At 73.9% G+C, this 14,033-nt stretch carries 12 protein-coding genes; 6 read left to right on the top strand and 6 right to left on the bottom strand.

Annotated features, from left to right (window positions below; all coding sequences use genetic code 11):
- Positions 1-6 precede the first annotated feature (6 nt).
- Complete coding sequence (locus tag J2S41_RS10185; protein WP_310366003.1) at positions 7-1,995, top strand: AAA family ATPase; 1,989 nt, start codon at positions 7-9, stop codon at positions 1,993-1,995.
- Here J2S41_RS10185 and J2S41_RS10180 read toward each other — a convergent pair.
- A complete protein-coding gene (locus tag J2S41_RS10180) occupies positions 1,932-2,261 on the bottom strand; it encodes a hypothetical protein (protein ID WP_310366000.1) in 330 nt (109 codons plus the stop codon). The genes J2S41_RS10185 and J2S41_RS10180 overlap by 64 nt on opposite strands.
- Positions 2,258-3,472, bottom strand: coding sequence for a hypothetical protein (locus J2S41_RS10175; RefSeq protein WP_310365999.1), 1,215 nt, complete (start codon positions 3,470-3,472; stop codon positions 2,258-2,260). Before J2S41_RS10175 ends, J2S41_RS10180 begins: the two co-directional genes overlap by 4 nt.
- A gap of 189 nt (positions 3,473-3,661) precedes the next feature.
- Here J2S41_RS10175 and J2S41_RS10170 point away from each other — a divergent pair, with 189 nt between their 5' ends.
- Both J2S41_RS10170 and J2S41_RS10165 read left to right on the top strand, forming a co-directional pair.
- On the top strand, positions 3,662-4,549 hold the full coding sequence (locus tag J2S41_RS10170) for an AfsR/SARP family transcriptional regulator (RefSeq protein ID WP_310365996.1): 888 nt from the start codon (positions 3,662-3,664) through the stop codon (positions 4,547-4,549).
- Positions 4,550-5,541: 992 nt separating this feature from the next.
- Positions 5,542-7,629: an ATP-binding protein gene (locus J2S41_RS10165; protein ID WP_310365995.1), complete on the top strand. Its 2,088-nt coding sequence runs from the start codon at positions 5,542-5,544 to the stop codon at positions 7,627-7,629.
- 4 nt (positions 7,630-7,633) lie between these two features.
- On the opposite strand, the gene J2S41_RS10160 is transcribed toward J2S41_RS10165, so the two are convergent.
- The gene (locus tag J2S41_RS10160) at positions 7,634-8,782 is read right to left on the bottom strand and encodes an HD domain-containing phosphohydrolase (RefSeq protein WP_310365992.1); all 1,149 of its coding nucleotides are present in this window, start codon (positions 8,780-8,782) and stop codon (positions 7,634-7,636) included.
- A 98-nt stretch (positions 8,783-8,880) separates the two neighbouring features.
- On the opposite strand from J2S41_RS10160, the gene J2S41_RS10155 reads away from it, so the two are divergent.
- Positions 8,881-9,288, top strand: a complete 408-nt coding sequence (locus J2S41_RS10155) for a YkvA family protein (RefSeq protein ID WP_310365989.1) — start codon at positions 8,881-8,883, stop codon at positions 9,286-9,288.
- A gap of 58 nt (positions 9,289-9,346) precedes the next feature.
- On the opposite strand, the gene J2S41_RS10150 is transcribed toward J2S41_RS10155, so the two are convergent.
- Together J2S41_RS10150 and J2S41_RS10145 are read right to left on the bottom strand one after the other, a co-directional pair.
- Positions 9,347-9,802: a DUF4396 domain-containing protein gene (locus J2S41_RS10150; protein ID WP_310365987.1), complete on the bottom strand. Its 456-nt coding sequence runs from the start codon at positions 9,800-9,802 to the stop codon at positions 9,347-9,349.
- A 55-nt stretch (positions 9,803-9,857) separates the two neighbouring features.
- Complete coding sequence (locus J2S41_RS10145; protein ID WP_310365985.1) at positions 9,858-10,694, bottom strand: alpha/beta hydrolase; 837 nt, start codon at positions 10,692-10,694, stop codon at positions 9,858-9,860.
- Positions 10,695-10,844: 150 nt separating this feature from the next.
- Between J2S41_RS10145 and J2S41_RS10140 the strand changes: the two genes are divergently transcribed.
- Together J2S41_RS10140 and J2S41_RS10135 are read left to right on the top strand one after the other, a co-directional pair.
- Positions 10,845-11,783, top strand: coding sequence for a helix-turn-helix transcriptional regulator (locus tag J2S41_RS10140; RefSeq protein ID WP_310365980.1), 939 nt, complete (start codon positions 10,845-10,847; stop codon positions 11,781-11,783).
- A 7-nt stretch (positions 11,784-11,790) separates the two neighbouring features.
- Positions 11,791-12,723: a helix-turn-helix domain-containing protein gene (locus tag J2S41_RS10135; RefSeq protein WP_310365978.1), complete on the top strand. Its 933-nt coding sequence runs from the start codon at positions 11,791-11,793 to the stop codon at positions 12,721-12,723.
- Positions 12,724-12,744: 21 nt separating this feature from the next.
- Here the strand turns inward: J2S41_RS10135 and J2S41_RS10130 are convergent, their stop codons facing one another.
- Entirely contained in the window at positions 12,745-13,788 is a 1,044-nt protein-coding gene (locus tag J2S41_RS10130) for a glycoside hydrolase family 5 protein (RefSeq protein WP_310365974.1), read from the bottom strand.
- Positions 13,789-14,033 lie beyond the last annotated feature (245 nt).

Raw genomic sequence — 14,033 nt, 5'->3', positions numbered from 1 at the left:
GGGCGGATGAACTCATCGACCGGACGGCCGGTCCCGCGACAGATCCCGGCCGGCCCGGCGGGCTTCGTCGGCCGCGCCGAGGAGCTCGACCGGCTGGACTCCCTCGCCGCACGCGGGCCGGACGGTCCGGCGGTCGTCGTGCTCACCGGCGTCGGTGGCGTCGGCAAGAGCGCGCTGGCCCTGCGCTGGGCGCACGCCGCCGCCGGCCGCTACCCCGACGGCCAGCTCTACGCGCAGCTCGGCGCGTTCGACCCGACCGGCCCGGCCGATCCGGCGGAGACGCTGGCCGAGGCGCTGCGCTCGCTGGGCCTGGCCGAGGAGCAGATCCCGGCCCGCGCCACCGAGCGCACCGCCATGTTCCGCACCGTGACGTCCGGCCTCCGCCTGCTCCTGCTGCTGGACAACGCGGTCTCCGCGGCGCAGATCCGGCCGCTGCTGCCCGCGTCCTCGGCCTCGGCCGTGGTGGTCACCGCGCGCTGGCGGCTCGGCGGGCTGGCGCTCGACGGCGCGCGGTTCCTGCCGGTCGGCCCGCTGCCGGAGGAGACCGCCGCGGAGATGCTCCGCCGGCGGCTCGGCGACCAGCGGATCGACACCGACCGGGAGGCGACCGGCTCGCTGCTGCGCTGGTGCTCCGGCCTGCCGGTCGCGCTGGCCGTGGCCGCCGCCCGGCTCGCCAGCCGCCCCCGATGGCCGGTACGACGAATGGTGGACGAATTGAACCAGGACGACGCCGCGCTGCCCGGTGAGATGTCACTGGCGACGGTCTTCGAGCTCTCGTACCGCAGCCTCGACCCGGCAGCCGCCCGCTGTTACCGCGCGCTCGGCGCGCACCCCGGCACGGAGTGCGGTGCGCCGGTCGTGGCCGCCATGCTGGACGTCACCACGGCGGAGGCCGCGGCGCTGCTGGACCGGCTGATCGAGGCGAGCCTGGTGGACGAGAGCGGCGCCGACGGCGAGCGGTTCCGCCTGCACGACCTGGTGCGCCGGCACGCGCGCCGGGCCGCGTCCGCCGATCCGGAGTGGAACGAGCTGCTGCGCCGGGCCGGCGAGTGGTACCGGGACGGCGCCGCCGGGGCCGGGCAGCTCCTGACGCCGTACCGGAACCGGCCCGCCCCTCGGTCACGGCCGGTCTCGCCGAACCTGCCCGACCGCGCGGCGGCGCTGTCCTGGTTCGACGCCGAGCGGCCCAACCTGGTCGCCGCCGTGCTCACCACCGCGGAGCCGTTTCCGCTGCTCGCCTGGCAGATCGCGGACGAGTGCTGGCCGATGTTCCACCTGCGCCGCCACCACGCGGACCGGCAGGCCGTGGACCGGGCCGCGGCCGAGTGCGCGCGCCGGCTGGGCGACCCGGCCGGCGAGGCCGAGATGGTCAAGCGCCTCGCCTGGTCGCTCTACGACACCGGACGGTACGACGAGTCCGCGCCGTGCTTCGACCGCGCGATGGAGTTGGCCGCCGACGCGGGCGACCGCGCCGGGCTCGGCGGCGCCCACGCCGGCCTGGGCATGGTGGCGCTGGCCCGCGCCCGGTACGACGAGGCCCGCCGCCACTTCGCCGCGCAGCACCGCCTCTTCACCGAGTACGGCGACGTACGCCGCGCCACGCTCGGCCTGCTCCGGCTCGGCGTGGTGGAGAACGAGTCCGGCCGGCCCGCGGACGCGGTCACCTACCTGCGGCAGGCGGTCACGCTCCTCTCCGGGCTCGCCGTGGACCCCTACAACGAGGCGGTCGCGCACGTCGAGCTCGGACGCGCGCTGACCGGCCTCGGCGAGTTGGACGCCGCCCGGCGCGAGCTCGACCACGCCCTGTCCCAACTGGACCGGCTCGGCTCCGCGCGCGGCCGGGCCCAGGCGCTGCACCGGCGCGGCGAGGTGCACCTCGCCGCCGGGCGGATCGCGGAGGCGCGGCGGGACCTCACCGCGGCCGAGCAGGCCTACGCCGAGCTGGCCGACACCGAGGCGGGGCAGGTGCGCCGGCTGCTCGACCGGCTGCCGTGACCGGAGAGCAGCCGCAGCAGCACCACGGCCCGCACCGCCGGCGACGCCGTACGGGCCCCGGCGGACGCGGCGATCCGGCCGTTGCGGTGGATCAGCGTCACGCCGCCCGGGTGCGGCGACGCCACCGCGGACACGCCCGGATGCCGCGCCAGCAACGCCTCCGCCGGCTCCGCGCCCGCTCCGGCACGCAGCAGCACGTCGGCCACCGGCACCCAGCGCGGGTCGCCGCCCGGCACCGCCACCACCAGATAGACCTCGCCGTTCACGGCGACACCCGGCGACGGTACGGCTCCGGCACCGCCACCGGCCGGGCCACCGCGCGCCCGGCCGGCTCCGGCAACCGCAGCAGCCGGTAGATCTCCGCCCGCAGCCGCCGCGCCGCCTGTCCGCGCACGGAGCTGACCAGCGGCGGGACCGCGGCCGCCACCGCCTCGCGCCGGGTGCCGGCGTCCCGCAGCAGCGGCGCCAGCGGCCGGTCCAGGTCGAGCGGGGTCGCGGTCCGGGCCAGCGCCTCGGCCGCGGACCCGGGTGCGACGCGGCCCTCCGGGGCCGGCAGGTGCACCACCGGAATCCCGGCCGCGGCGGCGTAGATGGTGGGCGAGCCGAAGTCACCGATCCACACGTCCGCGGCGGCGGCGAGCGCGCGCCAGTCCAGCGGCTCGACGTAGCGCAGGCCCGGCACCCGCCGGCTCCGCGCCCAGGCCTCCACCTGGCGCGGCCCGTGTCCCATCCACGCGGCCGGGTGGAGGACGGCGCGGATCGCGTACCGGTCGGGGGGCAGCGCGCGCAGCGCCTCGCGGAGCGCGGGCCAGGCGCGCCGGAACAGCGACCACTCCCCCCAGGTGCTGCTGACCGCGACCAGCGTGCGGTCCACCGGGACGCCGAGGCCACGGCGGTACGCGGCCCGCCGCGCCAGGCTCGCGGTGAGCCGGTCCAGGCACAGGTCGCCGGTGAGCCGGGCGGCCGGGAGCGCCTGCGGGCACTGCCGGGCCAGCACGTCGCGCGCGGCCCCGTGCGAGATCGTGACGACCTCCGGGATCAGGCGCCCGTACCAGGTCAGCCACGGCGCGGACAGGCCGGTGACCAGCCCGGTCGACGGCTCACCGGGCGGCGACCAGGCGACCTTGTTACTCGTGATCCCGTGCGGCAGCTGGATGATCGGCGCGCGCACCTGGTGCAGCCCGGCGCAGTCCGCGGCCACCGCCAGGCCGAACGTGGACCGGATCGCCTGCTCCCACGGGATCACCACCGCGCCCAGCGACGCCAGCAGCTCGTCGGTGCCGTTGCTGATCACGTCGGGCGCGCGGGTGAAGACCACCTGCACGCGCTCGTCCGCCTCGACCAGCCCGATCGCGTCCAGCACGTGCTGCGCGCTCGCGACCGTGTGGCAGACCGCCAGCACCAGCCGCTCCACCGGCGCGGTGTGCCAGCGTGCGGCGCCGGGACCGGCCGGCATCTCCAGCCAGTGCGCGCTCATCGCGTACCCACGCCGGGTTTTGATCGTTCTCGCATGACGTCCCGTCTCCCCTGCTCGATGCGGCATGACCGCCGAAGCATCGGGGGTCCCGGCGGACGCGAAGCGGGACGCGGAACCGGACGGAAAACCGGACGCCGCAGGTCAGGCGCGGAAAAAAGAAATCGTGGCGGGCGATGCCACACTGCATTCATGGACATCAGCCTGCTCGGCCCGGTGGAGATCAGGGACGACGCCGGACGGCCGGTACGGCTGGAGCGCGCCGGGCACCGCGCGGTCCTGGCCGCGCTGGCGCTGCAACCGGGCCGGCTGGTCGGCACGGGCGCGCTGACCGCGTGCCTGTGGGACGACCCGCCGCCGGAGAAGGCGCGCGAGACGCTCGCCACGTACACCCGCGCCGTGCGTGCGGCACTGGTCGCGGCCGGCGCCGATCCGGGCGTGCTCAGGAACCGGCGGACGACCGGGTACGAGCTGCACGTGCCGCCGGAGTCGGTGGACTATCACCGGTTCCGCGCGCTGGTGCGCGACGCGGCGCGCGCGGACTCACCGCCCGCGTCCGCGGATCTCTACGCGCGAGCGGTCGGGCTGTGGCGCGGGGAGGCGCTGGCGGACGTGGGCACCACGTGGGCCGCGCGCTCCGCGGTCCGGTTGCGGCGGGAGCACACGGAGGCGCGGTGCGCGCTCGTCCGGCGGCAGCTGGAGATCGGGGCGCACGCGGAGGCGGCGTCCGGCGTCTCGGTGCTGCTCGCCGAGGTGACGCCGACGGACGAGATCATCATGATCGGGCTGGAGGCGCTGGCCCGCGGCGGACGGCACTCGGACATCGATCAGTTCCTGACCGAGGCGGCGGAGCGCATGTGGCGGCTGGCCGCGGTGCGGCCGGGCGAGGCGGTCCGCAGGCGCGCCGCCGAGTTGACCGCGAACCCGCCCGCCGCCCCGCGCCCGCCGCGCGAATCCCATGAGAAGCACGGGCCGCACGAGGACCGGGACGGCGAGCGGGTGCAGCAGACGGCCACCAATTGTGGCAATGTCTACTTCGCAGGGCGCGATCAGGTCTTCATTCTCCCAAGGCGCCGTTAGGGTTGTCGGCGACGGATCACCCGAACGGGCGATCCGTCGAGCGCTCTCGATCTCGACTCCACTAAGTGGAGGGTGAGGGTCTATCATTTCCCGTCGATGGGATTCGCAGGCCTGAGAACCATGATCCCATCGAGCAACACCGTGCCCTCACCATCGAGCAATGGAGCCGAATGGTACCGAACCTGATCTCGTTCCTGCTTCTGAACAAGATCCCACAGGTAATGCCCTTGATCCTCTTCATTGAAGATCGAATTGCTCTGGCACTCACCATAGTCGGGTTCTGAGCCCGAGTTCGCACCACCTCTCCGGGGTCGGCGCCGAACGGCCGACCCCGGGCCGACTTCCTTGTTTCTCTCCGCACCGAGAACCCTAGCGCACTTAATCGACTATGTCGACCCCGGCGCCGTGGCCCGCGGCTCACCGGCCGCCGCGATGCCCGGCAGCGGATTCTCCACCCCTCCGCCGGTTTCGGTACCCCGTGGCACTCCGGCTCCCCGGCTCGGCCGGCGAGGCCGATCCCCTGGACGCGGCGGTGCCGGCCGGGGAGGTAGGGCTGGGCCGGACCGGCTCCCTCCCGCCGAGCGGATCGCGTTCGCGCCGCACGGCCTGTCAGCCGTGCCGTTCGGCGTCGTCGTCGCGCCGATCGTGGAGCGCGCGCCGGAGGCGGCGCGGAAGCCGGCGAGCCGGGCACGGCGCCGGGTGCGGGGCGTTCCGCCGGGGTCGCGCCCGGAGCCGGCCCGCCGGCGCGGGCGGGCGGTGCTGGTGCCGCGGATCGTGACCGGCGCCGGCCGGTCATCGCGATCGACGTGGCCACCCGCCCGTCCCGGCTCCGCCGCCTGTCGCCGGGCGGAGACCTGCTCAGCATCCGTGGACGGGTGCCGATCGTGGGCGCGCTGAGGATGGAGAGGTCGGCGATGACGTACCAGAGGATGAGTGTGGAGCGCTGGCTGCGCGGCACCGATACGATGTTGGGCCAGATTCGTACCCTTTTCTTGGGCTTTCTGATTCTGTGGCCGGTCGTCGGGCTGTGGGGCGTCGACCTGGCCGGCGGCATCCGCCGGATCGAGCTGGCGCTGGCCGCCACCGTGGTGCTGCTGGCCTGGCTGTACGCCGGCTACCGGCGGCAGCGGTTCCCCGCGTGGAGCTGGGTCCCCGAGGGTCTCCTCGTGCTGGTGGTGCTGGGCGCGTCCGACTTCGAGGGCACGCTCGGCCTGTGCTTCGTCTGGGTCAACTTCCGCGCGCTGTACGGCCGGCTGGCGGAGAAGGTGCTCGGCGCCGCCGTGCTGCTGGTCATCATGGTGTCCGGCATCGCGGTGGCCGGCGCCAGCCCGGGCAGCACCGTGTCGCTGCTGTTCACCGCGCTGCTGGCACTGTCGGTCAACCACGTGCTGGCGCGCGCCAGCTCGGCCCGGGACCGGGCGGCGGCCCGGGAGAGCGTGATGGCGTCGGCCGGCGCGGGGCTCGCGGCGGCGTCGTCCCGGGCGGAGGCGCTGGACGTGGCGCTGGGCGCCGCGCTGTCGCTCGACCGGCAGGTGAGCGCGGCACTGGTCTTCACGGTCGCGGGGCCGGCGCTGCACGTGATCGCGGCGGCGGGCCGGGTCGGCGCGGACGCGACCGGCTGGGTCACCGAGCTGGACCGGCTGCCGGCTCAGGCGCGGGAACTGCTCGGCTCCGGCGGGTACGCGGTGCTGGCGGACGGCGCGGCGGACGAGGTCACGGACGCGCTGCGGCTGCCCCGGCATCGCGCGGTGGCGCTCGCGCCGCTGGTCGCGCACGAGAACGCGTTCGGCATGCTGGTGCTGGCGCTGGACCGGCGCACCGCCGACGACCTCGCGGCGCCGGTGCGCACGCTGGCCGGCGAGTCCGCGCTGATCCTGGACGAGCTGCTGATCCGCTCGCGGCTCTCCGTGGTGGTCGACCACCTGCCGGACGCGCTGGTGCTGGCCGGCGAGGCGGGCACGATCAGGTTCGTCAACCCGGCCGCGGTCGCCATGCTCGGCCGTCCGCCGGGTGGGCTGGTCGGCGACTCGCTGTGGAACCTGGTGCACCCGGCGGACCTGCCCGCGCTGCTGGCCGCGCCCGCGGAGGGGCCGCCGGTGCGGCAGTGCCGGATCCGCGGCACCGAGGACGCGCCGTGGATCGACGTGGAGGCGCTGCTGGAGTACGCGACCGAGCACGACGGCTCGCGCAGCATCGTGTTCACCGCCCGGGACGTCTCCGAGCGGCAGCGGCTGGAGCTGGAGCTGCGGCACGCGCAGAAGCTGGAGTCCGTCGGCCGGCTGGCCGCCGGCATCGCGCACGAGATCAACACTCCGATCCAGTTCATCGGGGACAACGTGCGGTTCATGAACGACTCGTTCGCGGACGTGGTACGGCTGTGGACCGCGTACCGCGCGGCCATGGCCACCGAGGGCGGCGCGGAGCAGGTGCTGGAGGCGCTGCGCGCGGTCGACCGGCTGGCCGAGGAGATCGAGATGGAGTACCTGATGGAGGAGGTGCCGACCGCGATCTCCCAGACGCTCAAGGGCGTCGACCGGGTGGCCGGCATCGTGCGCGCCATGAAGGCGTTCGGTCACCCCGGCACCGACGAGAAGGCGCTGGCGAACATCGCCGAGGCGATCCAGAACACGCTCGTGGTCGCGAACAACGAGATCAAGTACGTGGCGGACGTCGAGACGGACCTGGCCGACCTGCCCCCGATCTACTGCCACCTGGGCGACATCAACCAGGTGATGCTGAACCTGCTGGTCAACGCGGCGCACGCGATCGCCGACGCGGACCGCGGGCGCGGCACCATCCGGGTCAGCACCCGGATGGAGGCCGGTCAGCTCGTCATCCAGGTCGCCGACACCGGCACCGGAGTGCCGCCGGAGATCGCGGACAAGCTGTTCGAGCCGTTCTTCACCACCAAGGAGGTCGGCAAGGGCACGGGTCAGGGGCTTCCGCTGGTACGGACGCTGGTCACCGACCGCCACGGCGGGACGATCGACTTCACCAGCGAGGTCGGGGCCGGCACGGTGTTCACGGTGCGCCTGCCGGTCACCCAGCCGGCCGCGCTCGCCGACGCCGTGGCCGCGTGACCGGTCACTCCGCGTCCATCACCATCAGCGGTTCCGCCACCCCGTCCTCCAGCTCGGCGAAGTTGCGCAGCCGGGTGAGCAGCCCGGGCGTGACGTCCTGCCCGCCGCTGACCAGCAGGACGCCGGACAGGCTGGTCACCGGCGCGGCGAGCACCATGCCGACCTGGAGTTCCGCCATCGGCACGCCACGCACGCCGCCGGCCGGTGAGGCGACCGCGGCCAGCGCGTCCAGCAGCACCGGGTCGTAGCGGGCGGCCTGCGAGCGCAGCGTGGCGATCGCCACGGTCGGCGAGGCGCCCTGGGCCAGCAGCGCGTCGTGGTCCTCGACCAGGCGCAGCAGCCGGCCGCCGAACGGGATGCGGTCGCCGGCCGTACCGTCGGGTGGTGCTCCTGATCCGTCGAAGCCCTTGCGGGAGTAGCGGATCGCCTCCGCGACCGCGCCCAGCCGCGGGATCGGCGAGACGAGCTGCTCGGCGACCTCGCCCATCCGGTCGACCATCGCCTGCTCCGTGGCGTTGAGGTCGACGCCGGTCATCAGCCGCTCCGCCACGGCCGGCGGCAGCGAGACCGCGCCGAGCTGGGACATCTGGACCGCCAGCTCCAGCGCCCAGCGGTCCTCGGCGCCGACCGCGTCCAGGATCGCGGCCGCGACCCGGCGCATGCGCGTGCCGCGCCCGAACGCGGCCGGGCTGACCAGCGACAGCACCTCGGTCAGCGCCTGCACGCTGCCGCGCAGCGTCTGCTCCAGCAGCTCCCGCTCGGCCACCACGAGCCGGTGCTGGGCCACGCAGTCGCGCAGCGCGCCGGTCATCGTCTCGTGGTCGACCGGCTTGAGCAGCATCCGGAAGATTCCGCCCTGGTTCACCGTGATCGCCGCGTCGGCCAGGTTCGTGTGGCCGGTGAGCAGCATGCGCGTCGCGGACGGCGCCGCCTTCCTCGCGGCCGTGAGGAACTGCGCGCCGTTGATCCCCGGCATCATGAAGTCGGACACGATCACCTCGAACGGCGCGCCCTTACCGAGCGAGAACAGCCCGTTCGCGGCGCCGACCGCGGTCTCCACGTCGAACTCGCGGCGCAGTTGCCGGCGAAGACCGTCGAGGAGATCCTGTTCGTCGTCGACCAGCAGGATTCGCGGCAGATCAGAGCCGGCCATGGTCACTTCCGCTCACAGTCGCAATGTCCTGATTTTTCATGATTCTACGCAGGCCATGCGATCATGTGCCGGTAGTCCGCAGGTGAAGGAGTCGCGCGGTGGACCTGTGGTGGCAGCTGCTGATCAGCCTCGCCGCGGCGCTGCTGCTGGCCTGGCTCGGCCTGCTGGTCGCCCTGGTGATCGTCGCGCCGGACCGCCCGCGGCTCACCGAAGCGCTCCGCCTGCTCCCCGACCTGCTCCGGCTGCTGCGCCGCCTCGCAGCCGACCGCACCCTCCCGCGCGGCGTCCGGATTCGCCTCAGCCTCCTGCTCGCCTACCTGGCCGTCCCGATCGACCTGGTCCCGGACTTCATCCCGGTCCTCGGCTACGCCGACGACGCCATCATCGTCATCGCGGTCCTGCGCTCCACGGTCCGGCGCGCGGGCCTCGACGCGGTCCGCCGCCACTGGCCCGGCACCGACGACGGCTTCACCGCCCTCACCCGCCTCACCGGCCTGGCCGGCTGAGCCCGGAGGCCGGCGTGCGGGACGGCCCGTGCCCACGGCGCCGGGCCCGCGGCCGGGGTCAGTGGCCGGCGTGCGGGACGACGGCGTGTCCGCGGCCCCGGGCGATGAGCCAGCGGTTGACCGGCACGGTGACGACGAACGCGACCGCCAGCGCGAAGGCCAGCGACAGCCAGAAGGTGGCGCTGGTCAGGCCCGCGTCCATGGCGCCCGGCAGCGCCAGCAGCACCAGGTTGTCCACGAGTTCCATCACGGCGATGGACAGGGTGTCGGCGACGAAGGCGATCCGGATCGCCCGCCGCCAGGGCAGTCCGGTGCGTACCACGCGCCGGGCGGTCAGCGCGTAGCCGAAGACGAACGCCAGCACGACGGCGAGCGCGATGGTGGCGCCGTCGCTCAGGCCGGCGGCGGTGCCGATGGCCATGCCGAGGACCTCGCCGATGGCGCAGCCGGTGAGGCAGTGCAGCGTGGCGCTGACCGCCATGCGCCAGCCGGCGTGGTGGACCTGCTCGATCATGCGGAAGACCTTTCCGGCCGCGCCCGGACCGGTGGGGCCGGTCCGGGCGTGCCGCTCAGTGGAAGCGCTTGATGAAGGTGAGGGCGGTGTCGGCGACCTCGCGCCAGCCGCTGTCGATGGTGAGGGAGTGACCGCGGCCCGGGATCTCGATGATCTCGGTGACGCCGGGGTTGTCCTTCTGCTGCTTGTACGAGGCGTTGGCGATCGCCCACGGCACGGTGTGGTCCTTCTCGCCGGAGATGATCAGCAGCGGGCCGCGCTCGGGGTTGGCCGTGTCGACCTTGACCTCGGTCCACGGGTTGAGGTTCGCGGTGGCGGCCTGGAACAGCGGCTCACCGGAGGCCGGGACCGCGAACGTGGCGTACAGCTCGCGGGCCTCCTCCTCGGCAACGGCGTTGGCGAAGCCGTACCGGAACTGGTCGTAGGTCAGCGGCACCGCCCGGTGGTAGTTGGCCGGGTTGCCGATGACCACGCTCGCCACCCGCAGCGCGGAGATCGGCAGCGGCAGCACGCCGCGGAACGGCGCCGGGTCGATCGCCACCGAGGCGGCGGACAGGCCGCGCCCGGCGCTGATCTGGGTGAGCAGGCCGCCGAACGAGTGGCCGACGACCGCGGGCCTGCGGTCCAGCTTGCCGATCAGGTCGCAGAAGTGGTCCGCGACCTGGCCGACGCTCTTCTTCGCGAACACCTCGGGGTGGGCGTTGGCCTCCTCGACCGTGTCCGGGTCGTCCGGCCAGCCGGGCAGCACCGGCGCGTACCCGGCCTCGGCGAACAGGTCGGCCCACCGCTGCCAGCTGGTCGGCAGCAGCCACAGGCCGTGGATGAACACGACCGGCGGCCGGCCGGACGCGTTGGCGGCCTCGATCTGGGCGAGGTCGGTCTGCAAACTCATGTCAGGTTTCTCCGTTCGCGCGGGTGCACCACGAACCGTAGGGAGAGCACCTCGGTACGCACATGGACCAGAGCGCACGGCGCTTTGCTGTGCGTGCAACCCCGTCACGGGCCGCGTTCCGCCGTAACACCGGTCGTCTACATTGCGGCCATGCCGATAGTTCTGAGCACCCAGGGACTGGCGGAACGGGAGTCCCTGGAGGCGGTCGTCAGCACGATGGAGATCTCCTGCGGCCGGGTGGACGTGGCGCTGGAGCGGACCGGCGCGCCGGTCCGCGCGCACCTGGAGTTCTGGCCGCTCGGCGCCGGCGTGCACACGTTCTCGTTCCACGGCACGGGGATGCGGATGGCGCAGACCGCGCGGCATCTGCGGTACGGCACGCCGGAGCAGCTCAGCTTCGCGGTCCAGGACATCGCGCCCGGGGTGACGCGCGGCTTCGGCGACGAGCGCGCGCTCGGGCACGGCGACCTGATGATGACCGACCTGACCGGGGAGTACGAGTATCACCGCCCGGCCGAGGGCGGCACCCGGTCGGTCGGCTTCGACCTCGACACGCTCGGCGTCACGGTCGGCCAGATCCGGCTGGCCGGCCGCACGTTCGCCGCGAACCCGCTGCTCGGGCTGGCCCGGCAGCACTTCACGTACGTGCTGGAGAACGCGGAGGCGCTGTCGATGTCGGCCGGCGCCGCCGCGGCCGGTGCCGCCGCGGTGGACCTGGCGCGCGCGTTCGTGCTGGCCGCGCAGGAGGGTGCGGCGCGGCGCGAGGCGATGCACGAGACGCTGCTGTCCCGGATCACGGCGTACCTGCGGGCGCACCTGACCGACGCGGACCTGAGCCCGGCCCGGGTCGCCGCGCACCACAACATCTCGGTACGGCACCTGCACGCGCTCTGGTCGGCCGGCACCGGCAGCACGCTGGAGCAGTGGATCATGATGGAGCGGCTGACCGGCGCACGGGCCCAGCTGGCCGCCGGCCGGCCGATCACCGCGCTGGCCCACGAGTGGGGCTTCGCCGACGCCAGCCACTTCAGCCGCCGCTTCCGGCAGGCGTTCGGGGTGGCGCCCCGCGACTGGCGCGCGGAGCCGTGACCACCCCATGGTGATCCACCTCGACACCCGCGACCTGCCGCCGGAGCACCGCGCCGACGCGCTCCGGGAGGCGATGCTGAAAGCCACCGTGCCGGCCGCGGTACGGCTGGAGCAGCCCGCGGAGGCCCGGCTCGGCTTCTGGCGGCTGGGCACCGCGACCAGCGTCTACAGCCATGAGGGCTCGGGGCTGCAGCTGAGCCGCGGCCCCGACGAACTGCGCGAGGCGGCGCCCGACCTGGTGGCGCTGGCCGTGCAGACCTCCGGCGTCGGCGACTACCGCCAGCACGGGATCTGCCGCACCGTCCGCGCCGGTGACCTGATGCTGGTGGACCTGACCGCGCCGTACGACTACCGGTGGACCGGCACCGGCGGATCGTTCGCGGTGCAGGTGGAGCACGGGCGGCTCGGGCTGCCGGTGGAGACGATCCGGCGCGCGGCCCGCCACCTGGACCGCGATCCGGCCACGTACCGCATGCTGCGCGACCACCTCGTCCAGCTGCGCCGCGACGTGGACGGCATCGACGCGCTGCCCGGCCCGGCGGCGCTGGTCGGCACCGCCACCGCGTCCCTGGTCCGCGCGCTGATCATGACGGCGGCCGACCAGCCCGCGGACGCGGACGACCGGCTGGCCCGCATCCGCTACTGGGTGATGCGGCATCTCGGCGACCCGGATCTCAGCCCGGCGCGGATCGCGGACGAGCACGACATCTCGCTGCGCACGCTCTACAACCTGTGGCGGCATCCCACGCTCAGCCTGGCGCAGTGGATCATGCGGGAGCGGCTGGAGGCGGTGCGCCGGGACCTCACGCTGCCGAGCCCGCAGCCGATCGGGGCGATCGCGCAGCGGTGGGGGTTCGCCGACGCCACGCACTTCAGCCGGCGTTTCCGCGCGGAGTACGGGATCAGCGCGCGGGAATGGCGCCACCTCCACCGCGGGTGACGGTGCGGGTGGCGCCCGGGTTCACAGTCCCCAGCCGTACCGGATGCGGTCGCGGCCGGAGGCGTTGCGGACGGTGAGGTTGAGGTCGGTGCCGCTGCCGCTGAACGCGAACATCGAGTAGTAGTCGAAGCCGCTGGTGCCGGTGGGCTTGCCGCCGAGCGCGGGCCAGTAGACGCCGCCCATCTGGTTGTCCCGCATGACCTGGGTGACCGCGCGGATGTGCCGCACGAAGTTGTCCGTGCTGTTCGCGTCCGCGTAGTCGAGGCCGGTGGACATGGGCGCGCCGTACTCGGTCACCACCGCGCGGGAGGCGCAGGTGCCGAGCCGGGTCTGGATGTGGGTACGGAACGCGTCGTACGTCATCGGGCTGTAGAAGAACGCGTAGTGGTGGAAGGAGAGCAGCGTACCGTTGAAGCGGCTGTCGTTGCAGACGTCCCGCAGGTCCTGGCTGTAGCCGGTGCCGCCGATCAGCGTCCGGGCCGGCACCGCCGAGTAGTGGTAGCTCATCCAGTTCGCCGCCACGGTCCGCCACTCGGCCGAGGTGTAGCCGTGCGGCTCGTTCATCGGCTCGAAGTAGACGTTGGGGTCGGCGCCGTAGAGGTAGGTCACGTTCGACCACATGGTGTTCCACGCCGCGAGGTTGGTGATCCGGCCGCCGGACGCGGCGCCGTCCTCCCAGTAGGCGAGGATGACCTTGAAACCGCGCGCGGTGGCCGCGTCGATCGCACCCCGGTAGGCGTTCCACCAGGCCGTGCCCACGGTGTGCGTGTTGATCGGCAGCCGGACGGTGTTGACGCCCATCGCGGCCATGTCGTCGTAGAGCGCGTTGGCCTTGGCCCGCACGGTGGCGTTGCTGTCGGACTGGCTGAGCCCCTGCACCACCAGCGGCCCGGTGCTGAAGTTGTCGCCCAGCACCGCCCAGTTCATGCCCCTGAACTGGTTGGTCGCCGCCACGGCCGGCGATGCGCCGCCGACCGCGGCGACCGGGATCATCGCCAGCGCGGCCACCGCGCCGGCCAGAACACGGCCCAGGGACCGCCGACGGTACGTCCGCTGCGTCGTCATGTGTCGTCCTTCCATGTCGCCGGATACCGCCGACGGGCGCAACACGCCGGCAACACATTGTTCATCCGACGTGGACGGGGCCGCGATCTCCCGTGCACGCTCGACCAGAAAGGGACATGGACGAACATCCGTACGCCGTCCGACAGGGCGCTCGCCGACCGCGAGCACGGTGATCCAGCCGCCTCGACGCGACGCCGGACGGGCTTGCGCCGGGCCGGATCGCCCCCGGCGTGACCGGCCGGGCC

Source organism: Catenuloplanes atrovinosus (genome assembly GCF_031458235.1).
In the GTDB taxonomy this organism is placed as follows: domain Bacteria; phylum Actinomycetota; class Actinomycetes; order Mycobacteriales; family Micromonosporaceae; genus Catenuloplanes; species Catenuloplanes atrovinosus.
The sequence above is the reverse complement of the archived record's forward strand: the minus strand, read 5'-3'. Positions and strand labels throughout refer to the sequence as shown.